This window comes from Aquirufa echingensis, from assembly GCF_042714525.1.
Taxonomy (GTDB): domain Bacteria; phylum Bacteroidota; class Bacteroidia; order Cytophagales; family Spirosomataceae; genus Aquirufa; species Aquirufa echingensis.
Window position 1 is genome coordinate 319,817 of record NZ_JBBKYA010000001.1, and the last position, 20,337, is coordinate 340,153.

The following is a 20,337-nucleotide window of genomic DNA, read 5'->3' on the forward strand; positions in this document are numbered from 1 at the left end:
GAATATGAGAGAATTGAATTATAGTCAATCAAGTAGAATCAAGGGTTTTTGTGCCCTTGTTTTCCTGCTTTGTTTTGGGAATTTTAAGTCCCAAGCGCAGATTGAAACAATGTATAATTTGTACCGCTTGAATCCACAAGTTTTGACTCCCGTACAAGCGGGTAGCAAGGACACCAGTGAGGTGCATTTGATGTATCGCCAACAGTGGTTGGGCATCGAAGGGGCGCCGCGGACGATGTATTTCAACGGAAATTTCAAATGGAAACAGAAGCGGGGAATTGGTGTAAATGCCATGTTTGATCAGGCCGGACCTGTGAAGTTAACGATGGTTTCAGGTGATTTTGCTTATCATACACAGTTGAACGAAAACTGGGATTTATCCGGCGGTATTCGCTTAGGTGTGGGAAATGTCAGTTTGGATTTTGCCAATTTGGAATTAACGAGTCCGAACGATGTTTTGTTTGCGGGTAGTCGCAGTACGGGTATGATGTTTAATATGGGTTGGGGGGTAAGGATCGCTCGGAAGAACCAAGGATTTTTTGCCAGTGTTTCCATGCCACGGATTCTCAAGTATGATTTTGGAAACTTATCGGGCGGATACAAAGATGCAAGTTACGTTTATGTGATGCTCGGGAATAAAATTGAGATCAATGAGGATTTGACTTTATATCCGAATGCGATGGCGCGCATTGCAACGGATGTTCCATTGAGCTGGGATGCGCAATTGATGGCAAACGTGAAACACAAATTAGATGTGGGTTTAACCTATCGCCATCAGGATAGTTGGGGCCTCCGCCTCGGCGTTCAAGCGAGCAAAAAGACCTACATTGGCTACGTCTATGAAATGCCTACTTCGGAGATTTCAAAGGTGAGTAATCAGACACATGAGCTTGGTTTGCGCTTCTTTATTTTTACGAAGGAGCAAAGGGAGAGGAGTCCGGAGTCCCAAGTCCGGAGTCCTAAGGGATAGTGTCGTGACTACTTCCTAGGTTTATTAGGGGTTTCGATATCGCGTCTATAGCCCCCAGACTGAAGTCTAGGGTTATATATATATAGGGTTTTGAGGTCGTGTGTACAGTCCCCAGGTTAAAACCTGGGGTTAAGTTTATAACCCTAAGCTTTAGACTAGTGATTTTTGGGTCGTGTCTAGTCCCCAGATCCCCTTCGAACTATTTCCCTCTGGACTGATGACTAGTGACTAACGACTAGCGACTTCGCTTCTGCAAAAACGGCTGCACCATCACCGTCAGCACCAGCAATGCCGTACCCCAGTAAAATCCCGCCGACATCACCTCTTTTTGTCCAAAAATAAACACGGCTAAGAGTATGCCATAAACCGGTTCCAGCGTGATAACCAAGTTGATCGAAAAGACCGAGAATACCTTGTATAAATGTATCGTTTCCGTATAGGCATATACGGTACAAACGACTGCCAAAATTCCAATCCACAACCAGTCCCATTCCAGCGGAATATAGCCCACGCCTCCTTCGAGCAATCCATAAGCCCAAACCAATCCAGTCATAACACCCGCGGCGGTCATCTCGTACGCGGTAATCAATTTCGGATCATGTGTATGCGTAAAATTGCCATTGATTACCGAAAACAGCGCGCCAAAAAATCCCGCTCCGATACCCATCAACAATCCCAGCCATTGCGCTTGTTGGACCGAAAAAATAATCCCCAATGCCACAATCACCAGCACCCCCAAGAATACCTCTTCCCAAGAAATCTTCGTCTTCTTCGCGATAGGTTCCATCACCGAAGTCCAGAAGGTTTGCGTCGATAATCCCGCCAAACACATCGCCACCGTAGAGACTTTGGCAGCTCCAAAAAACAATAGCCAGTGCAAGGAAATGAAAACGCCATTCAAGAGCCAGACGCTCAAGACTTTTTGGCTAATGCGAAAAGTGCTTTTGGAATAATACAGAATCCCGACTAATCCCACCGCCGCAATCACGCAACGAAAAAAGACAATCGTCAGCGCATTCGCCTGCGTCGCATTGCCCAAAATGGCCGTGAACGCATAAAGCACTACGATGAAATGGATTTTCAGATAATCCAGCAAGCGTGGGGCCGACTTCATCTTAACGCGGAATGGTGTAATATAAGCCGAGGCCTACGCCAGAAAAGACGATGTTAGGCAACCAAACGGCCAACATCGGTGGCATCCCGCCACCCTCTGCAATCCCCTTGCTCATCATGAAAAATAAGATGTACACAAAGGCCAAACTAAACCCTAAAGCAATTTGGAACCCTACGCCTCCTCGCGCTTTTCGAGCAGAAACCAAGAAGCCGATAATCGTCAAAATAATGATCGAAAAGGGATTGGCAAATCGTAAGTATTTCTCAATCAAAAACACCTCAATTCCATCTGCCCCACGCGACCGAACCAAATCGATGTGTCGGTTCAATTCCGGCAAGGTAAAGGTCTCATGCAACAAATGTTTATTCTGAAAATCTTTGGGCAACAGATTCAAGGTTGTATCAATCTTCGTTCCAAAAACAATCCCATTAGCGCTTCCCGTAAAGGTCCGAATCCGGTAATCATGAATGGTCCATTTCTTCGCCACAGAATCCCAGGTGATGCGGTCCGACATCAATTTCTGCTTGATTTCATTGTCGGCAATTCGCTCTAAACTGAATCGATAACCCGTATTCGACGTGTTGTCATAACTCTCAATGTAGGCATACACTTCCGGCGCAATCTTGATATGCACATCCCGCTTATCGAAAAAGTAGGTTCCATTGATGTATTCATGTTCAAAGGGAACGCGGATTTTATTGGCATTGGGTACGACCCAACCGATCATCAAGAAAGTTCCTAAGGCAATGATAGAGGAGCCAATTAAATAAGGTCGCATCAATCGGGTGAAGCTAACGCCTGAACTGAGAATGGCAATGATTTCGGTTTTGGCAGCCATGTTGGCGGTAAAAAATACCGTCGCGATGAAGACCATCAAGGGACTGATGTAATTCGCCCAATAGGGAATAAAGTTCAAATAATAGTCGAAAATGATGGCCCGCATGGGCGCTTCTTTTCGAATAAAATCATCGATTTTTTCTGTGTAATCAATGACCATGACAATCAATACGATGAGAAAAACCGCGAAGACATAGGTCTTCAGGAATTTTTTCAGAATGTACAGGTCAAGGATTTTCATTATTTATTCGGCCGGTATTTGACTCCGGAAAACAAATGTATGAAAATAACGCGGGAGACGCGGTAATTGAAAGGAACCAAAATCAAGGACACTGTTGTGATGGGAATCACATAGCCCATCGCATCAGGATCATTAAATAAATTGAAAATGATGATACCGCCTATGAGCATAATTCCCACCGTAAAGGCATAAGAAACATACATTGCCCCATAAAAAAAACCGGGTTCTACTTCATAACGCATGCCACATTCAGAGCAATGTTCCTCCATCTGAGCAAAATTGAAGACATTCCACCACTTAAATTTGAATAATCGACCCTCATGACATTGTGGACAACGAGCGTTAATGGTGGCTTTCAATTTGGATGAATCTGACATTTTTGTGGGTATTTTGAGTCCCAAAGGTAAAGAAAATTGGAGGATTATTCGTAACAAAGGTCACGTTCCAAGGGCTTTTTGTATCTTTGCGCCAAACTAAAACTTATCATCACATGTATTCAATTGTTTCAACCGTTCACATCGTACTCTTTGTACTCGTGTTCATTTTAGGTATTAATGTGATTGCCCGCGCGCTTCGTGGACGTTCAAACAACGCTTTGTTTACTGAATCAGATCGCAAAGCAGGTTTGTTCTTTATGATTTCCTTGCATACCCAATTGCTGATTGGATTAGCGCTTTACTTCTTTTTAAGCCCGATTACGGCGGCTGCTTTTACCGATTTCGGTGCAGCAATGAAGGATCCAGCTACGCGTTTAATCGCTGTTGAACATATTTCCGTGAACATTATTGCTGTTGTTTTGGCAACCGTGAATAATGCGAAAAATAAGAAGGCGATCGCAGATGCTGCGAAACACAAAAACGCCTTGATTTTCACCTTGGCTGCGCTCGTTTTAATCTTGAGCCGCATTCCTTGGAAGCTTTTATTTTAATTTGAATGAAGAATAAGTGCATTTTTTTGGATCGCGACGGCGTTCTAAATGTTGACCGCGTGGATTATGTGTACCGTATGGAGGAATTCATCATTCCGCCGGGTGTAGGAGAGGCCTTGCGCGCTTTGAAGGATGCTGGATATTTGTTGGTGATTATCACCAACCAAAGTGGCATCGCTAAAGGTGTTTACAAACGCGAGGATGTCTACATGATTCACCAAGCCATCCAAGATGGAACAGGTGTGGAATTAGACGATATTTATTTCTGCCCTTACCACGAAAAATTTGATAGTCATTCTTTGACCCGTAAACCGGGATCCTTGATGATTGAAAAAGCAGCAGCCAAATACGAAGTAGATATGGATGTTTCCTGGATGGTGGGGGATCACGAGCGGGATATTACTGCCGGAACGCGTGCCGGATTACGGACGATTCGTTTGGCTCCGCAAGGAACTGAAACGAAAGCCACCCATTTAGTTGATGATTTATTAGCAGCTTCAAAAATTATTTTAGCATGAACAAGGTCTATTTAAGCGATGCAGGTCCCAAAGTTTCTCCTGCTATTTACGGATTCTGGCGCTGGGAAGCGGGCAAGGGCGACATGGAGAAAATTGTCAACCTTTGCTTGGAATTAGGCGTGAATACCTTTGACCACGCAGATCGCTATGGAAATTATACCTGCGAAAAACGTTTTGGCGAAGTGCTTGCCAAGCAATCTTTCAAACGTTCCGACATCGTTCTTTTTTCCAAATGTGGGGTGAACACACCGCCTTTGTATCGCGTTAAGCACGTAAATACTTCAGCGGAACACATTACGCTTTCTGTGGAAAATTCCCTGCGTAATCTGCAAACAGATTATTTGGACGTGTTTTTGTTAGACCAATTGGATCCACTTTCGGATTTGGAATCGACAGCTTTGGCTTTGGAAAAATTGAAGTCTTCCGGAAAAGTGAAGAACATCGGGGTTTCGAATTTTTCTGTATACCAACATCAGTTGTTGGTTTCTTATTTGAACATTCCGGTTGTTTCGAATCACATCGATTTGAACTTGTTGAACACCGCGGCATTGGATAACGGTGCCATCGATTACATCAAGCAAAAATACATGCGTCCCTTGGCGACATCTCCTTTAGCGGGTGGTCGCATCGAACACGGGACTGATGAACTAGCCCTGAAGGTGCGTAAAAAATTATTGGAAATCGCGGCTCGTTACGATGCAAACATCGAATCAATCGCCGTAGCTTGGTTGGTGAAATTAGGCGCCTTGCCTTTAATTGGAACCCTCGAAGAGAATCGCATTCGCAACATTGTGAATTCGTTCCAAATCAGTTTAAGTCACGAAGATTGGTATGAATTGTACCACGCGACGAAACCCATTTCGTCGATACAAGACTAATCTGAGCCCTGGAAATTCCAGGGCTTTTTTTATGTGCTTTGCATTTGAATTTTGATTCCCAAAGGTAACATCAGGATAAAAAATAGCACGTACCAAATCGGTAGACCCACAAGCCATAAGCCCGTTCCGAGCAGCAACAAATAAATCGGATAAGTAAAAAGCAACGCAGCAAACATCACCGAATCATAAAATACTGTCCCCTTCGTTTTTTGATCCACAGTTTTTTGAATCCAACGGTAATAAGGCAGATTCAGGTAGTAAAAAAGGCTTCTTTTGATGCTTATATGTTTCGTAGGAACATGAATTAATCGGCGCATTTGTTCGAACACCGCTGCGTTAAAGTCCAAGCGATGTTTGGCATGTTCTAAGGTCGGCGATTGCTCAAACTCTTCTACATGTATTTCAACGACTTTGCCAAATGCTTTGAAATCGTTGTAAGCAATTCCGACTACATGAATCATCGGATCCACACCTCGTTGCTGGGCGGCTTCCAAAATTCGTGTGGCGCCTTTTTTGTAGGGCTGTAATTCATGGGTCAACAAACATATCCCTTCAATGAAAATCAAGATGCCACCGCCTTGGGCAAGCACATCAACCGAGGCATCAAATGTCCCAGCATTCAAGTGCAAATGCTCTCGACCTTCCCGTGCCCGATGGATAGGAATCATCCCAATGGAGCGCAACAAAAAGCCAAAGAAAGGTTTCCGAAAAACGTCTCCCCTTGCGAGAAAATGCATTTTTCGTGGGTAATATGCACCTAGGATGACGGCGTCTAAAAAGGAATCGGGGTGGTTTGCCACGACCAACAAAGGTCCTTGTTTTTTGAGGAGGCTTTTGTTGCGAATATGGACCTTGGGAACGAAGATCCAGAGGCCTAGACGGACAAATAATTTTAGGATGACAAGCAAAATTTCAATATTTTGAGCAAGGTTTAAAAATTATTGGATGCAAGCAAGTTTTCTTTCGATCTATCTCATGCCCGTGGCCATCGCCATCATCATGGTCGGATTAGGCTTATCCTTAACTCCCGCTGATTTCAAACGGGTTTTTGAATACCCCAAAGCGGTGCTTATCGGATTGATTACCCAGATGCTTCTGTTACCAGCTATCTGTCTATTCATTGCGGATTTCTTCCAATTGGAACCCGCTTTGGCAGTTGGCCTCATGCTATTAGCAGCTGCCCCAGGAGGTCCTTCCGCAAATCTTTACAGCCACATGGCAGGAGGGGATGTCGCCTTGAATGTGAGTTTAACCGCGCTGAATAGCGTGCTTTCCATCTTTTCGATTGCCGGTATAGTGAATTTTTCCCTCGCGTATTTCATGCAAGCGGAGGCCTATGTGCCCATGCAATTTCAGAAAGTATTGGAGGTTTGTGCGATGATCATTACGCCCATTAGTTTGGGGATGTGGATTCGGCACCGCTATCCTGCCTTTGCACAGCGGATGGAAGGGAAGGTTAAATTGATTTCTGGGTTATTCCTCGCTTTGTTAATTGTCTTAGCCGGTCTAAAAGAAATCGATCATTTGGTGCATGATATTAAAGCCGTGGGCGGCGCGGCGCTTAGCTTTAATTTAGCTTGTTTGTTCGTGGGTTATTTTCTTCCGCGTTTATTTAAGCTTCCGCCCAAACAAGCCGTGGCGATTTCGATGGAGGTAGGGATTCACAATGGATCCTTAGCGATTTACATTGCATTGAGTATTTTGAACAATGGAGCGATGACGATTCCAGCGGTGGTCTATAGTTTGATCATGTTTATTACGGCGGCAGTTTTTGCTTTTTGGTCTCAAAAAAAGTTGGCCAACTAAGTTTTCCGTATTTTTGTAGTCATGAAAAAATTATTTGCACTCATCGCCTTGTTGGCCCCCTTCTCTGTTTTAATCGCACAAAAAGCCCCTTTGCCTGTGGAGGTGATGGCGGGTAATAATCGGGCGAATTTGTTAATTATTATCAATCGGCCAATAGACGCCGCTGGTAAATTCAATTTTTTCAATGTGACGGTTGGTGCTGCCGACTACCAAAATACCCCTTCTGAGACGGAGATCGTCTTAAATAATTCAATCGCCTATGCCTTGGGAAAAGGGTTTAGTGCTGCATCGGGATTGCAATGGCATTATAAATTAGGTTTCGTTCCTACAGTAGGTTTTCAGTTCCTAAAAGCGAGCCCTGATTATTTGATCGTGGTTTTTCCTACGCTAAATTTTAAACCAGGCTATGCATTTGAAACCGTGGCTTTAGCTGAATACAAGCCAAAATTATCGGACAAATTACGTTTATACACCCGTTTACAGGGGCTTTTAGTTCGTGATATCGAAGTGGGAACGCATGCGCGTAGTGGGGCAAGTTTACGCGTAGGCTTGACCTTTGATAAATTTACCGTAGGTTTAGGTTCAAATTTTGATGCTTACGGTCCTATGAAATTTGAAAAGTCGAACCACGGATTGTTTTTCCAAATGCGCTTATGATCAACCAACTAGCCATCCAATTAAAAGAAATGCAAACTTTAGCGGAGCAATGGGAAACCACAAATCCCGCTGTTTCTTCGAGTTCTGTTGGCTGGCATTTGTTGCATAACCTGCAAGTAATCAATGGTGTCGTGGCGACTTTGGCCGCTTCGAATCCAGCAGAATATGCACCAAAACATACATTCAGAAAGTGGTATGTGTTATTCACAAAAAAGATTCCTCGCGGGAAAGCGCGTGCTCCTAAGGGCGTAGTTCCGGATACAATTTCTAAAGAGGAATTGGATGCGGCATTAGACCGTGCCAGTTTGAGTGTATTGAATTTGTTGAACCAACAACCCAAACATTTCTTTCCGCATCCGCTTTTTGGGCATTTAAATACCAAGCATGCGAAGCGATTTTTGTGGATTCACACGGAACATCACCTCAAAATCGTTCGCAATATTCTTCGATGAGGGCGTCTAGCTTCTTCATCATTTCTGAACTAAGTTCGCCTACTTTTCGACGTGTCGCTAGGTCAATCGGGAAGCCCATTTTTTGTAACACATATTTCGCACTAATTGGATACGTTTCATGCATAAGGCGCATGTGTTCAGACATGAAATTCTGAATCGCTTGGCTGCGTTCCGTTTTTTGACATAGTTCCACGACTAGTTCTGGGAAATAATTGCCTTGGATACAGGAAAGGCCTTTTGACCCGGCATTTAACGATTCGATCGCATGTTCAATATAGGCGTCATATACCCCAAAAACCTGTTGGCCCCCCGCCTTTATTTTGGCCGCCACCTCATCAATTTGCAACGAGGTATCTTTGTGGTAACACAGGCGCCCTGTCGCTAGTAGATTTTCCAACACAGGAATGCTAACCAATCGTTTATAGGGTATAGGACATTCATAAATACCGAAGGGTATTCCAGGTGTTAGGTCCAACCATGCGTGTACTCGGGCAAGGAAAACTTCATCGGATTCTGTTTCGCTGACGAACTGATTATTTAAGATGATGACGGCATCAACACCAAGCCTATAGACACTTTTCGAAAATTCCGCCATGTCGTTGATGTTACCTCCAAAGGTTCCTGTGGCTACCACGGGGACCCGATTTGCGACTTGATTGACCACGGTTGCTATTACATTCAGTCGCTCTTCGTCACTTAATTCGTACATTTCACTCGACAAGCAATTGGCAAACAAGCCTACAGCGCCTGCTTCCAAATAGAATTCCGTCAATTTCCTCAAACAGGAATAGTCTACCTGCAAGTCGGCGGTAAAGGGCGTCAACATGACCGGAATAAATCCCTCGGGAAGTTTCATTGTTTTTTAAAGATTCGTTGAACGAGTATACCAGCAAGGAGAATCGTGAGTGTCCCTACAACCACCGTCATTTTCCCATCCAAAGGAATCCTCAGATTTTCGGGTAAATTATCCTTAAACGACATCCAAGCAATGATGATCACTCCCACAAAAGCTGCGATTTTCGCTGCCACATTGGATACTTTTTTCGCAAGAAAACCTAGTAGAAAGATGCCCAACATACCTCCGGCAAAGATGCCTGATAGCTTCCACCAAACATCCAATAAACTTTTGACCCCTATCATACTGATGCCAAACACAATCCCTAAGCAACCGATTACGATTGTGGCTATATGCAAAACCCGTAATTGTTTTTGTGGACTCAGGTCTTTTTGAATATAGCGCAGGTAAATATCTTTCAGAAAAACCGTCGCAGAGCTGTTCATCCCCGAACTCATGGTGCTCATGCCTGCCGACAATAATGCCGCGAGTAGCAATCCCAAAAGGCCCTTCGGGATTTGCGTCTTCATAAAATAAGGTAAAACGCGGTCGGCATAATCCACAGCCTTGATGCTACCGAGCGGAATATTTTTCTCTTCCGAAACGTGTTGTTTCAGTTCCACAATGAGTCCCGGATTTAATTCGTAAAACGCATAAAGCGCTGTACCTAGGAAGAAGAAAAGAAAGGAAACGGGCACATAATACAACACGCAGAGCCAAATGCTTTTTGCTGCATCTTGTGTGTTTTTTGCGGTATGGTAACGTTGAATATAATTTTGGTCTACACCAAAATTCGTCAGATTAATGAAAAATCCATAGAGTAAAATCACCCAGAAGGAGTTTGTTGTTAAGTCGAGTTGAAAAGTCCCCAAACTAAATTTTTCATCCCGCTGGCCGATTGCCCAAATTTCCCCGAAATCCACTTGGTTTAAGATCAATCCTACTATCATAAGAGCTCCCAAGGTCTTCAGAATTGCCTGAATGACTTCCGTCCAAATGACAGCTTCCATTCCCCCTAATACGGTGTATAGGATAATTACGAGACCTGCGATTATAATGATGAGTGACATTTCAATGCCTGAAAGGGCATTAATCGTTAGTGCTAAACCATAGAAAATTGTTCCCATTCTTGCTAGCTGCGTCATAATAAAACATAGCATCGCATAGGTTCTAGCCCATGCGCCAAAACGTTCTTCTAAGTGAGAATAGGCACTCACCGATTGCCCATTTCGATAAAAAGGAACAAATAATTTGCTTGAAACCCAAGCGGCAAGTGGGATAGAAAGGCTGAAAACAAATGGATTCCAATTGCTTCCAAAGGATTTCCCTGGGTCACCCAGAAAAGTAATCGCACTCAGAAAAGTGGCATAAAAACTCAGACCTAAAGCCCATCCCGGAATTTGACCAGATGCCGTTGTAAATTGTTCCGAATTACGGTTTCGCTGGGAAAAATAGATTCCCACCCCAACCATGCTGAGGAGGTAAATGCCTATGATTGCCAGATCGAGTGTAGTCATATTAGAGCGTCATCACGACATGTTTGATTTTCTTTCGCTTCCACGTGTAGGTTATGTGGATTTTCCCATCGGTCGATTGAATGACAGCGGGGTATGAAAACTCGCCATGCGGTTCATTTTCTAAGATGGCAATGTCTTGCCAGTTTTGACCATCCGACGAAATCGCGACATTTAAGGGGCTTCGTCCTTTTTTGGTATTGTTGTATACAAGGATATGTCGGCCATCTTGTAAGGTGACCGCATCAATGCCTGAATTCGGATTTAAAAGGGTCGTAGGCTTTAGGGCTGACCAACTTTTACCTTGATCTGTTGAAGTGGCTTGTAAGACGTAGTCGTTTTCCGACCGACAAACGAGTTGGAGTTTACCGCCCGGTAATTTTAGGATACTAGGTTGTATGGCTGAAGTCGTTACACCATCATTTAAGGCTGCCGTCCGAGTCCAGGTTTTACCTGCATCTTTCGTGAATTCCATGTGCAATCGCCAATCATGATCTTCCGAACTCGATGGACAAATGAGTGTCCCGTCAGCCAGTAATTCTGGTTTGTTTTTAATCGGTCCATAGATGTCTTTGGGGAGCTGTTCCGCGGCAGACCAAGTCTTTCCTCCATCGAATGAGCGTTTTAACATGCCCCACCATTCGTCGGGAGCCGGCCCATCCTTATAAAACAAGATGAGTTCCTTCCCCGGCATTTGAAATAAAACCGGATTCCAAAGCGGATATCTTTTTCCATTTCCTTGAATGCCATTGGCTACTTCCACCGGCTCAGACCAGCGACCTTGTCTGTAAAAACTTAACCAAATCGCCACATCCGGATGTTTTTCATGGGTTCCCCCGAACCAGGCTGCCGCAATGCCTTGTGGGGTTTCCACCAAGGTGGATGCATGACAAGATGGGAAGGGAGCGGATTCGTAAATGAAACTTGCCGACTCAATTTTTTGGGCGTGTGCAACGAAAAATGCCATGCAGAACATGCATGAATAGAATAGTTTTTTCATAGGTTTAGACCTCTTCAGCTTTCATCCTCAGAGCTTTACAAAGCTAAAGGGAAAAAAGCAAAATCAAATAAGCCAAGAAAAAATTATCAATTAGCTAATCACAATCCCGAAATCAGTCAATAAGCCCGCCAAACCGTCTTGGGAAAATTTGGCTTTCTTCAATCGATTAATCGTAGGGGAAATGCGGAAATTGAAGGCATTACGGAAATCGGCCTTCTCTAAATTCGTTCGGTCAAACAACGCGCCCGCTAAATCGCATTCTTCAAAATGGGCCTCGCTGAAATTTGCCTCCGTGAAATCAACCTCATGCAAGTTGCAGGATTCGAAGCTCGTTCCCTTGCCGTTTACTTGGTAAAATGATGACAAATTTAATACGCAGTTCTTGAAATGAACTTCAAACAAAAAGGGATTGCATGCCTCGAAACGTAGACCTTGCATCTTACAACTTTGGAAATAAACCTTTTGGAAGGACGCCGCGCTTAATTTGATAAGACTTAGGTTGCAGTCCTCGAACCGACAATCCACGAATTGGAAGTTCTTAAAATCCGCCGACTCGAATTGGCAATTACGAAACGTGCAACCTTCGTATTCGCCTAATGCAAGCGTGTTAATTTTATCAAAAACTTGATCCGTGTGGTAGGGTTTTTCCATGACAACAAAATTAGCATAATTCAGAAAAAACTTTCACTTTTACGGACCAACCTATTTAAAAATGAAACAGACCTTATTCGCTTTTGCGTTCTTGTTTACGCTCCCTGCCCTTGCACAAAAACTATATACCTATCCTATGGGTGTGCAGGCTTATACCTTCCGGAATCATTTCCCGAAAAGCACCGAAAACACCTTGGATATCATTCAGAAAATGGGTATTACGGAATTAGAAGGGGGTGCAACAAAAGGTTATACCGAAGAACAATTCAAGAAATTATGTGCTGAACGCGGCATCAGCATTCCGTCGACGGGTGTTGGATATGACGAATTAACGAATCCGATGGACGCGGTTCGTCGGGCGAAAACCTTAGGTGCCAAATTCGTCATGTGCGCTTGGATTCCACACAAAGGCACGGATTTTACGCTTGAAGACGCCCAAAAAGCCGTTGCGCTTTTTAACAGTGCAGGCAAGGTATTTAAAGAAAATGGGATCACATTTACTTACCATGACCATGGCTATGAATTTCATGCGTATGAGGATGGTACCTTGATGGATTACATCATCAAAAATACGAATCCTGCTTATGTTTCTTTTGAGATGGATGTTTTGTGGACCATGCACGGCGGAGGCGCTGATATGCCTGTTAAATTATTGAAGAAATACCCGAACCGCTGGAAATTGATGCACGTCAAAGACTTGCGTAAAGGTGTGGAAGGCAACTTAACGGGTGGCACGCCTGCTGAAAATGATGTTCCCGTAGGAACGGGCCAAGGAAACTGGAAAGAAATCATCAAACTTGCGAAGAAAAATGGCATCGAACATTGCTTCATTGAAGATGAAAGTAATCAAGAACTTGATTTTGTTCCACGAAGCATCGAGTTTTTGAAGAATTTGTAACGAATTCCCGTATTTTTGTTGGGTGGCTCAGTTGGGTCACCCATTTTTTTGCCATTATGAAAAACATCCTCTTCTTTTTATTGATTAGCCTTGCCGTTTTCGCGCAGGAAAAACATCGCCCACAATTACATTTCACGCCACCGAGCATGTGGATGAATGACCCGAACGGGATGTTTTATGCGGATGGAACCTATCATTTATATTACCAATACCATCCGGAAAGTACGGTTTGGGGACCTATGCACTGGGGCCATGCAAGGAGCAAGGATTTGATGCATTGGGAACACCAACCGATTGCCTTGTATCCAGATAGCTTAGGTTTAATCTTCTCGGGTTCAGCTGTCATCGATCATCAAAATACTTCGGGTTTAGGTAGCAAGGGCATCGCGCCTGTAGTTGCAATTTACACGAGCCACAACATGGCTTGGGAAAAAGCCGGTCGGATCGACCGCGAAAATCAAAGCATCGCCTATAGCTTAGACGGAGGCCAAACCTTCTCGAAATTTGCTGGTAATCCCGTGATTAAAAACCCTGGAATTGCAGATTTTCGCGACCCGAATGTGACTTGGTTTGCACCTGGGAAAAAATGGATTATGGTCTTGGCGACGCAGGATCGGGAGACGTTTTATTCTTCGCCCGACTTGAAAAACTGGACGAAGGAGAGTGAGTTTGGTGCAAAATTAGGTGCCCATGGCGGTGTTTGGGAATGTCCAGATTTGTTTCCGATGCAAGTGGATGGGAAGACCAAATGGGTCTTAATCGTCAACTTAAATCCTGGAGCGGCGAATGGTGGTTCTGGAGCTCAATATTTTGTAGGAGATTTCGATGGACATCAATTCATTCCGCAAGACGAAGAAACCCGCTGGGTGGATTATGGTAGAGATAATTACGCCGGAGTGACTTTCCACGAAACGGGCGATAAGCGGATTTTTATGGGTTGGATGTCCAACTGGGATTATGCGACGGTTGTACCTACTGCAACATGGCGCAGTGCAAATACCTTGCCTCGGGATTTGAAATTACATAACCTGAACGGGAAATATGTGTTGGCTTCCACACCTATTGCCGCTGTTTCAAACTACATCACGGGGACACAAACGATTAAATCGAATAAAGTTGTGAAGTCGGCTTCTGCGCTGCAACGCTTGTCGGGGAAATTACCGGTGCAGGATTTTTCTATCACGCTTTCCAACAACAAAGGTGAACAAGTAATCATTGGTTACGAAGCAGCTTCGAATCGCTATTTTGTGGATCGCGATGCGGCAGGGGATCATAGTTTCAGTGCGAAGTTTGCCGGGAAAGCTTATGCGCCACGTCTTGCTAAGACAGATACGATCGACTTTACCTTGATCACAGATGTTGCTTCGGCGGAGTTTTTTGCAGATGGGGGCTTGTCGGCATTGACGACGATTTATTTTCCTTCGGAAACTTTGAACAACTTTAAAATTACCACGGCGAAAGGTCTTCCATTTACCTTGGAAAACCTTAAGCCATCGATGTAATTATTTCAGAATAGATTTCAATTGGCTTAATCGACCATCAATCGTTGATTCGTCGATTGTCAGTCCTAAGATCTTGCCGACCATCGGGTAGACATTCACATTTTCGAATGCAGGAATCGTTTTACCTGATTTAAATGCTGGTCCCCAAGCCTGAAAGCTTGCTTGCATGTCGGGATGGTGATTATCATATCCATGTTTTCCAGGACTCGTTTTCCGCGTGCCCAAGTTGAAAATAGATGGATGGTTAGGCACGAGTAAAATATCTCCCAAGCGATTAAATCGGTCATCCGATTTGCGATAATGCCAGTGTGCCGGAGTTTCGTCCATCAAATAGGTTTTAAAGCTTGAGTTCTGCTTGAGTGTTGCAAGCGTGCTCGGTACGGCTGCTTGAATTTTGGTATACACATGCAACAAAGCGTCGCCGGAAGGGACTTTAAATGCCGCGGTATCTAAAGCGGCTGGTTTCCCTAAGGTGTGCTCGGTATCTACTGTGGTCATACCATGATCCGAAACAAACACATAATTGATGGGTAATTTCAATGGATCTAAGGCCGCTTGTAATTTTGCAATGCTTTCATCAACAAAATGAACGGCATTACCTACGCGAGGGTCTTCGGGGCCAAACTCATGTGCATCATTGTCAACTTGTGGAAAGTAAAAAGTAATCAAGTGCGGGCGTTTTTCTGCCGGCAAGGATAACCAATCTTTCACCGCTTGAATGCGCTGCTCAATCGGAATATTTTCGTTGTAGGTGTATAAATAAGTTGGTCGAATTCCTTGAATGTCGGCCTCAGATGCCACCCAGTAAAAACTAGCACTTAACATGCCTTGTTGCTCTGCCAGTACCCAAAGCGGTGTTCCGCCGTACCATTTTCCTTCGGCCACCATCTTTTTGTTTCCCATGTTGTATTCCTTTCCGGAATTCACATCGAAATAACGATTGTCGACCAAGCCGTGGTGCGAAGGGTATAGACCGGTTACAATGCTATAGTGATTAGGAAAAGTGAGTGAAGGATAGGATGGAATCATGGCATTGGCCTTGATTCCTATTGCCTCCCGACTCTGTAAAAATTTAGCGCCATATTTCACCGAAAAGTCTGATCGAAATCCATCCGCAGAAATTAAAATCACATAAGGTTTGGCTTGTTGGGAAGCAGCATTTCGTCGATCCGCATGAACAATTTGGGTGGTATCTTGACTGAATGAACAGATCGAGATAAATAAGGAAATGATAATCAGGGTTAGGTTACGCATATAAAGGTTGATGTTAGGATGCTAAATTAAGAAAATATCCCACGAAAATTAAAAACCCCAGGTTTTGCCCGGGGTTTTTAATTTAAGATATGATCACTTGTGGAATAGGGAGGCTATGAATTTTAGCTTCCCAAAGTGCTAATTCGTCTTTCATGTCTTGAAGACTCGGAAGGCTTAGGTTTTGGTAGAAAGCGACGCCGGCCAACAAGTTATCTCGGAAAGTTTTGAGGTAGCGTTCCTGTTTTGTTGTTATGGATTCGACGCTTTTTTCCACTTCTTGTTTCAGGTAGTCGACATACAAGCTAAGCTCCTTCATAAATAGGTTGGGTCGGTTTCGCTGATTCAATATATTCGCCCGACCATAGATGTGATCCACCATTTCTTTAAGCGAAAAGGTTCCGGAAAAATAGGCCAAATTAGGTCCTGGACAGATCGCCACGGCATGTTGGTGATGCGAAGGTTTGATATCAAAATTTTGCAATGCCGACGTGCCAAGTCCCGTGCACAAGCAAACCTTTTCCGTGATTGCATCGAATGCTTTTTGATATTCCGCTGCTGCTAAACCTTGTTCTTCGAGTTGCTTCAATTTCGCATGTTGGTATTTCCGCGAGGCCGTGCAAATCGGCTTTTCTGTAAACTCGGTATTTGTTGCCAAATATTCCAAGGTGCAAGGACTGCCGGGTCTACCTTTTTCGATGCGCTCCAAGCGTTGTTTCTCCGATGAACTTTTTCGGAAATTGTTGAAAGGTACACCCAGCGGAGAGGCATGGCTCATGTAATAATCGCTTTCCTCTGCTTCGGCTAAGGCTTTTCGCGTGGATGGATCTACTTGTGTCGCTTCAGGAACCAATAAAAAGGGACTTCCCCAACCGGTTCCTTGGGTATGAAAATGTTCTTGAAGCAGGGCATCTTCTGCATGTGTCCCGATACCTCCTTGCACGGTTACGCGCATCGTTGGATATTCGAGGTACACGTTTTGACCTTTTTCGGCTAAACTTTTTTGGCACATTTCGAACAACTCGCTCATTAAGGCTTGTCGGTTCGTCTTAAATTCTTCCAGAATCGGCCCGATCAACAAGCCATCCGTGGCAAAAGCATGTCCTCCACAATTTAAACCCGATTCGATGCGGAATTCGGAAACCCAGATTCCTTTTTTCGCCAAGATTTTACCTTGCGTTACTGCACTTCGGTAATCGCTCACTTTGAGAATGATCTTCTTTTTTAGCTTACCTGCAGCGTCTGGGAAAAAATCGGGGAAAGCCTCGATGTAGCCGTAGAGCATGGGGTTATAACCCGCCGACAGGATGATGGAGGAGCTCAAATCGCTTTGCGCATAACCGCGCAAGGCCGCTAAAGCGTCTGCGAATTCCTTTTCCAGCGCATTCCCTTTTTTGTCGTAATTGACTTTATTCACCTTCGACATGATGTTGACATCGATGGAACCTGCGAGGACATGTTTGCGCAAATTGCCTTGTTTGACGAATTTTTGGCAGACATCCGTCTCCGCGAGCATCTCCTGGTATTCCATTTTTTGTGGGGCGTTCTCGGGTAATAACTCAAAATAGCGCGTGATGTCCGACTCGGGTTCAAAAGGCTGATTGCGAATGCTTGTGGTCTTATCTTGCACGAGCGTCTTTACTAAATTCAGATAGGCGCTGATGCGTTTGGCACGGAAATCCTCTTCCGTTTTCGCGATAGGCGTAAAATTTAGGTTATTCTCTTTGCTGTAGGCTTCGCGCATTTCTTCAACTAAATGGTCGTCCACGATGGAAACGACGGAAGAAATACCAAAGGGCCCAACTTTCACAGGGGTGTCAATCGTGAATCCCAATCCCATTACCGGTATGTGAAATGTATGTGCGGCTGATTTTTGCATATTCGTAGAATTGTACAATTTTTGGAAGGACAAAGGTCGGGGCAGAAATTCACACTAAATATGATTTTGGTCAGCCACAAAAAAACACCTCAATTTTCCTTGAGGTGTTTTTAAAAGAGGGGAACGAAAAAGTGCTATTTGTATTTCTGAACGCGGGCATCTTGAATCACGCCTTTCCAGTTCATTCCGAAGCCAAAATCGTAGCGATGTCCTTCGGCGTCCACATGGCATTCCATGTCGAAAGGCACATCTTCTTTTTGCTTTTCTACCACCTGCATGCTGGCTGGCATCTGCATGGGCAATAAGGCTTGTGGCTCTGCCTTGCCGGAAATGATGTCTAAAATCGCTTGATCTTGTACCCCAAAGCTTGCTAAAATCGCATCCGCCTTGCCTTCGATTTCCGCAAAAACCATCGGATTAGATACGTTCACGGATACAATCACCGGTTTCCCTTGCATCTTTTGACGCGTTTCTTCGATCAATTCCATGTCGGTAATATTACGTGTTTTGGCAGTTTTGCCTTTGTAGGAACGATTTGTGAAATTCTCCAAAGGATCTCCACCCGCAATACTTACCTCACGTGCGTCATTCGCCACGTAGTCACTGTATTGCAAGGAAATAGGCACATAACCATTGCCGCCTTTGGCCACATCTTCCTTGTCATAGCCGATGCTGCTTTTCGGATTTTCGATGCAAACTAAAGCCAAATCTGCTTCCGTCGGATTATCTGTCACGTTGAAATATTTCTTCACTAATTCCATGTTGATCGGGAAATCATTCGATGCTGGAATTGGGAATCCCAAGAAGTGACGCGTCGCTGCGATAAAACGTTTTGGGATGTAAATTGTCTTTTTCGTTTGAATCGGAAGGACATTTCCCTTGTTTTTCAACAGCACAATGGATTGCAATTGCGCTTGATAGCCTGTTTGCATGAACTCTGGTTTTCCAACCGTTGCTTTAGTTTCAGCAGGATTTTGGTAGGGATTCTCAAACAAACCTACTTGGAAGATGTTGCGCAATAAACGTACCGCAGATTGCTCCATGCGGGCACGCATGAATGCTTCGCCATGTTCTTTCACGCCCATCGCATAGGCATCGATGATTGGTTTCATGTCATTATTTCCACCAAATTGATCCGCGCCCGCCATTAAAATCTTGTAATGACGCTCTGCCATGTTCAGGTTTTCTACGCCCCAAACTTTTCCATCGATGAACACATCCATTGCCTTGTGGTCCCCAGTTACACTCCAATCCGTGCAAACCACCCCATCATATCCATATTGCTTGCGAAGTAAATCTGTCACCAAATATTTGTTGTAGTTATTCGCCACATTTTCCTTCGTTTGATTCCAAGAAATCGTGTAATACGGCATCACCGCAGCGGCTTTTTTGGTTTGACCGGATAATTTAAACGCTCCTTCTGTAAAAGGAATCAAATGCTCATTGAAGTTATTTCCGGGATAAACCGCAAATTTTCCATTGGCATAATGGGCATCACGGCCCGCCTCACCGGCTCCACCTCCTGGCCAGTGTTTCACCATGGCATTCACACTTTGAGCGCCCCAGTTTTCATTCTGAAAACCATTGCAATAGGCTTCCGCCATCGCAGCGGAAAGTTTAGAGCTTTCGCCAAAGGTTCCGTCAAAACGTAACCAACGCGGCTCCGTGGCCATGTCTACTTGGGGAGATAATGCGGTTGCGATACCTAAAGCACGGTATTCTTGTGCCGCTACCCGACCGAATTGTTGGATTAATTCCGGCTTAAACGTCGCAGCCATTCCTAAAGAACTTGGCCACATCGAAATCAAACCGCCCGCTGCTGCATTGAATTCCGCGCGCGCTTGTGTCCCGTGACGTGGGTCCGTACTGTTGTTGGCCGGAATTCCTTTACCCACCGACTCGCAAAATGCCTGAATTTTATTGTTCCATTTCGCGGCATCTTCTGGGGATGAAACCGTTGTGACTAATATGTGACGTAGATTGTCTTCTTTGAGGAATTTCTTTTGTTGGTCCGTCAACTCACTCGCATCCATCGTCTTTGGATCGAAAGGTTTTCCGTTGTAGGTCCCGGCAAAATAACCATCTGGTCTCGCGGGAATCGCTTGATGGCCTGAATACAACATCAAACCTGCGATTTCTTGTACGCTTAATTGCTTCGCTAAATCGGCGGCACGGACGTCAACGGGTTTCCGCCAATCTTCGTAAATATCTAATTTCCCGTTCTTATTTAAATCCTTAAAAGACAGGCCGTCTTTTTTGATGATTTTAACAGATGACTGGGTTGAATAGGCCAAGGTTGGACCTTTGGCTTGTTTGATTTCCACATGTTGGGCGAATGCTGCCGTGGAGAATGCTAATAGGCTAAGTATTTTTTTCATGTTGGTAGGGTAATAGCTTACAAATGTA

At 44.3% G+C, this 20,337-nt stretch carries 20 protein-coding genes; 9 read left to right on the forward strand and 11 right to left on the reverse strand.

Annotated features, from left to right (window positions below; all coding sequences use genetic code 11):
• The first annotated feature begins 4 nt into the window (after positions 1 to 4).
• On the forward strand, positions 5 to 970 hold the full coding sequence (locus SKC38_RS01370; protein ID WP_377974435.1) for a PorP/SprF family type IX secretion system membrane protein: 966 nt from the start codon (positions 5 to 7) through the stop codon (positions 968 to 970).
• Positions 971 to 1,205: 235 nt separating this feature from the next.
• Here the strand turns inward: SKC38_RS01370 and SKC38_RS01375 are convergent, their stop codons facing one another.
• From SKC38_RS01375 to SKC38_RS01385, 3 genes are read right to left on the reverse strand one after another with little or no spacing between them, the layout of a single operon-like run.
• Positions 1,206 to 2,084 (reverse strand): DMT family transporter, encoded by an 879-nt coding sequence (locus SKC38_RS01375; RefSeq protein ID WP_377974437.1) that lies wholly within the window; start codon positions 2,082 to 2,084, stop codon positions 1,206 to 1,208.
• A gap of 1 nt (position 2,085) precedes the next feature.
• Positions 2,086 to 3,162 carry an LptF/LptG family permease gene (locus SKC38_RS01380; protein WP_377974439.1) on the reverse strand — a complete coding sequence of 359 codons (1,077 nt, stop codon included), beginning with the start codon at positions 3,160 to 3,162 and terminating at the stop codon, positions 2,086 to 2,088.
• Positions 3,162 to 3,539 (reverse strand): DUF983 domain-containing protein, encoded by a 378-nt coding sequence (locus SKC38_RS01385; protein WP_377974441.1) that lies wholly within the window; start codon positions 3,537 to 3,539, stop codon positions 3,162 to 3,164. Before SKC38_RS01385 ends, SKC38_RS01380 begins: the two co-directional genes overlap by 1 nt.
• Positions 3,540 to 3,652: 113 nt before the next feature.
• On the opposite strand from SKC38_RS01385, the gene SKC38_RS01390 reads away from it, so the two are divergent.
• The 3 genes from SKC38_RS01390 to SKC38_RS01400 are packed head-to-tail and all read left to right on the forward strand — an operon-like array spanning position 3,653 to position 5,486.
• Entirely contained in the window at positions 3,653 to 4,090 is a 438-nt protein-coding gene (locus SKC38_RS01390; RefSeq protein WP_377974442.1) for a hypothetical protein, read from the forward strand.
• 5 nt (positions 4,091 to 4,095) lie between these two features.
• Positions 4,096 to 4,608 (forward strand): D-glycero-alpha-D-manno-heptose-1,7-bisphosphate 7-phosphatase, encoded by a 513-nt coding sequence (locus SKC38_RS01395; RefSeq protein ID WP_377974444.1) that lies wholly within the window; start codon positions 4,096 to 4,098, stop codon positions 4,606 to 4,608.
• Complete coding sequence (locus SKC38_RS01400) at positions 4,605 to 5,486, forward strand: aldo/keto reductase (RefSeq protein ID WP_377974446.1); 882 nt, start codon at positions 4,605 to 4,607, stop codon at positions 5,484 to 5,486. Before SKC38_RS01395 ends, SKC38_RS01400 begins: the two co-directional genes overlap by 4 nt.
• A gap of 29 nt (positions 5,487 to 5,515) precedes the next feature.
• On the opposite strand, the gene SKC38_RS01405 is transcribed toward SKC38_RS01400, so the two are convergent.
• Positions 5,516 to 6,394, reverse strand: a complete 879-nt coding sequence (locus SKC38_RS01405) for a 1-acyl-sn-glycerol-3-phosphate acyltransferase (RefSeq protein WP_377974447.1) — start codon at positions 6,392 to 6,394, stop codon at positions 5,516 to 5,518.
• Between the two features lie 37 nt (positions 6,395 to 6,431).
• On the opposite strand from SKC38_RS01405, the gene SKC38_RS01410 reads away from it, so the two are divergent.
• The 3 genes from SKC38_RS01410 to SKC38_RS01420 are packed head-to-tail and all read left to right on the forward strand — an operon-like array spanning position 6,432 to position 8,401.
• Positions 6,432 to 7,292 carry a bile acid:sodium symporter family protein gene (locus SKC38_RS01410; protein ID WP_377974449.1) on the forward strand — a complete coding sequence of 287 codons (861 nt, stop codon included), beginning with the start codon at positions 6,432 to 6,434 and terminating at the stop codon, positions 7,290 to 7,292.
• 21 nt (positions 7,293 to 7,313) lie between these two features.
• Positions 7,314 to 7,949 carry a hypothetical protein gene (locus tag SKC38_RS01415; protein WP_377974450.1) on the forward strand — a complete coding sequence of 212 codons (636 nt, stop codon included), beginning with the start codon at positions 7,314 to 7,316 and terminating at the stop codon, positions 7,947 to 7,949.
• Entirely contained in the window at positions 7,946 to 8,401 is a 456-nt protein-coding gene (locus SKC38_RS01420; protein WP_377974452.1) for a DUF1569 domain-containing protein, read from the forward strand. The genes SKC38_RS01415 and SKC38_RS01420 overlap by 4 nt, the downstream gene beginning before the upstream one ends.
• Here SKC38_RS01420 and SKC38_RS01425 read toward each other — a convergent pair.
• The 4 genes from SKC38_RS01425 to SKC38_RS01440 all read right to left on the reverse strand — a co-directional run bounded on the left by SKC38_RS01425 (position 8,373) and on the right by SKC38_RS01440 (position 12,401).
• Positions 8,373 to 9,257, reverse strand: a complete 885-nt coding sequence (locus tag SKC38_RS01425; RefSeq protein ID WP_377974454.1) for a dihydrodipicolinate synthase family protein — start codon at positions 9,255 to 9,257, stop codon at positions 8,373 to 8,375. The two genes, SKC38_RS01420 and SKC38_RS01425, sit on opposite strands and share 29 nt — an antisense overlap.
• The gene (locus tag SKC38_RS01430; RefSeq protein WP_377974456.1) at positions 9,254 to 10,753 is read right to left on the reverse strand and encodes a sodium:solute symporter family protein; all 1,500 of its coding nucleotides are present in this window, start codon (positions 10,751 to 10,753) and stop codon (positions 9,254 to 9,256) included. Before SKC38_RS01430 ends, SKC38_RS01425 begins: the two co-directional genes overlap by 4 nt.
• A 1-nt stretch (position 10,754) precedes the next feature.
• The gene (locus SKC38_RS01435) at positions 10,755 to 11,750 is read right to left on the reverse strand and encodes a sialidase family protein (protein WP_377974457.1); all 996 of its coding nucleotides are present in this window, start codon (positions 11,748 to 11,750) and stop codon (positions 10,755 to 10,757) included.
• Positions 11,751 to 11,840: 90 nt separating this feature from the next.
• A complete protein-coding gene (locus SKC38_RS01440; RefSeq protein ID WP_377974459.1) occupies positions 11,841 to 12,401 on the reverse strand; it encodes a pentapeptide repeat-containing protein in 561 nt (186 codons plus the stop codon).
• Between the two features lie 61 nt (positions 12,402 to 12,462).
• Here SKC38_RS01440 and SKC38_RS01445 point away from each other — a divergent pair, with 61 nt between their 5' ends.
• Both SKC38_RS01445 and SKC38_RS01450 read left to right on the forward strand, forming a co-directional pair.
• The gene (locus SKC38_RS01445) at positions 12,463 to 13,299 is read left to right on the forward strand and encodes a sugar phosphate isomerase/epimerase family protein (protein WP_377974461.1); all 837 of its coding nucleotides are present in this window, start codon (positions 12,463 to 12,465) and stop codon (positions 13,297 to 13,299) included.
• Positions 13,300 to 13,355: 56 nt separating this feature from the next.
• Positions 13,356 to 14,801, forward strand: a complete 1,446-nt coding sequence (locus tag SKC38_RS01450) for a glycoside hydrolase family 32 protein (RefSeq protein WP_377974462.1) — start codon at positions 13,356 to 13,358, stop codon at positions 14,799 to 14,801.
• On the opposite strand, the gene SKC38_RS01455 is transcribed toward SKC38_RS01450, so the two are convergent.
• The 3 genes from SKC38_RS01455 to SKC38_RS01465 all read right to left on the reverse strand — a co-directional run bounded on the left by SKC38_RS01455 (position 14,802) and on the right by SKC38_RS01465 (position 20,309).
• Positions 14,802 to 16,055, reverse strand: coding sequence for an alkaline phosphatase family protein (locus tag SKC38_RS01455; protein ID WP_377974464.1), 1,254 nt, complete (start codon positions 16,053 to 16,055; stop codon positions 14,802 to 14,804).
• Between the two features lie 82 nt (positions 16,056 to 16,137).
• Positions 16,138 to 17,931, reverse strand: a complete 1,794-nt coding sequence (locus tag SKC38_RS01460; RefSeq protein WP_377974466.1) for a hypothetical protein — start codon at positions 17,929 to 17,931, stop codon at positions 16,138 to 16,140.
• A gap of 134 nt (positions 17,932 to 18,065) precedes the next feature.
• On the reverse strand, positions 18,066 to 20,309 hold the full coding sequence (locus SKC38_RS01465) for a glycoside hydrolase family 3 protein (protein ID WP_377974468.1): 2,244 nt from the start codon (positions 20,307 to 20,309) through the stop codon (positions 18,066 to 18,068).
• Positions 20,310 to 20,337 lie beyond the last annotated feature (28 nt).

Excerpts from the sequence above, each read along its gene's own strand:
- SKC38_RS01400 (WP_377974446.1), top strand. The coding sequence starts at position 4,605 with ATGAACAAGGTCTATTTAAGCGATGCAGGTCCCAAAGTTTCTCCTGCT.
- SKC38_RS01420 (WP_377974452.1), top strand. The coding sequence starts at position 7,946 with ATGATCAACCAACTAGCCATCCAATTAAAAGAAATGCAAACTTTAGCG.
- SKC38_RS01450 (WP_377974462.1), top strand. The coding sequence starts at position 13,356 with ATGAAAAACATCCTCTTCTTTTTATTGATTAGCCTTGCCGTTTTCGCG.
- SKC38_RS01370 (WP_377974435.1), top strand. The coding sequence starts at position 5 with ATGAGAGAATTGAATTATAGTCAATCAAGTAGAATCAAGGGTTTTTGT.
- SKC38_RS01395 (WP_377974444.1), top strand. The coding sequence starts at position 4,096 with ATGAAGAATAAGTGCATTTTTTTGGATCGCGACGGCGTTCTAAATGTT.
- SKC38_RS01455 (WP_377974464.1), bottom strand. The coding sequence starts at position 16,055 with ATGCGTAACCTAACCCTGATTATCATTTCCTTATTTATCTCGATCTGT.
- SKC38_RS01410 (WP_377974449.1), top strand. The coding sequence starts at position 6,432 with ATGCAAGCAAGTTTTCTTTCGATCTATCTCATGCCCGTGGCCATCGCC.
- SKC38_RS01425 (WP_377974454.1), bottom strand. The coding sequence starts at position 9,257 with ATGAAACTTCCCGAGGGATTTATTCCGGTCATGTTGACGCCCTTTACC.
- SKC38_RS01415 (WP_377974450.1), top strand. The coding sequence starts at position 7,314 with ATGAAAAAATTATTTGCACTCATCGCCTTGTTGGCCCCCTTCTCTGTT.
- SKC38_RS01465 (WP_377974468.1), bottom strand. The coding sequence starts at position 20,309 with ATGAAAAAAATACTTAGCCTATTAGCATTCTCCACGGCAGCATTCGCC.
- SKC38_RS01385 (WP_377974441.1), bottom strand. The coding sequence starts at position 3,539 with ATGTCAGATTCATCCAAATTGAAAGCCACCATTAACGCTCGTTGTCCA.
- SKC38_RS01445 (WP_377974461.1), top strand. The coding sequence starts at position 12,463 with ATGAAACAGACCTTATTCGCTTTTGCGTTCTTGTTTACGCTCCCTGCC.
- SKC38_RS01390 (WP_377974442.1), top strand. The coding sequence starts at position 3,653 with ATGTATTCAATTGTTTCAACCGTTCACATCGTACTCTTTGTACTCGTG.
- SKC38_RS01380 (WP_377974439.1), bottom strand. The coding sequence starts at position 3,162 with ATGAAAATCCTTGACCTGTACATTCTGAAAAAATTCCTGAAGACCTAT.
- SKC38_RS01440 (WP_377974459.1), bottom strand. The coding sequence starts at position 12,401 with ATGGAAAAACCCTACCACACGGATCAAGTTTTTGATAAAATTAACACG.
- SKC38_RS01435 (WP_377974457.1), bottom strand. The coding sequence starts at position 11,750 with ATGAAAAAACTATTCTATTCATGCATGTTCTGCATGGCATTTTTCGTT.
- SKC38_RS01375 (WP_377974437.1), bottom strand. The coding sequence starts at position 2,084 with ATGAAGTCGGCCCCACGCTTGCTGGATTATCTGAAAATCCATTTCATC.
- SKC38_RS01460 (WP_377974466.1), bottom strand. The coding sequence starts at position 17,931 with ATGCAAAAATCAGCCGCACATACATTTCACATACCGGTAATGGGATTG.
- SKC38_RS01430 (WP_377974456.1), bottom strand. The coding sequence starts at position 10,753 with ATGACTACACTCGATCTGGCAATCATAGGCATTTACCTCCTCAGCATG.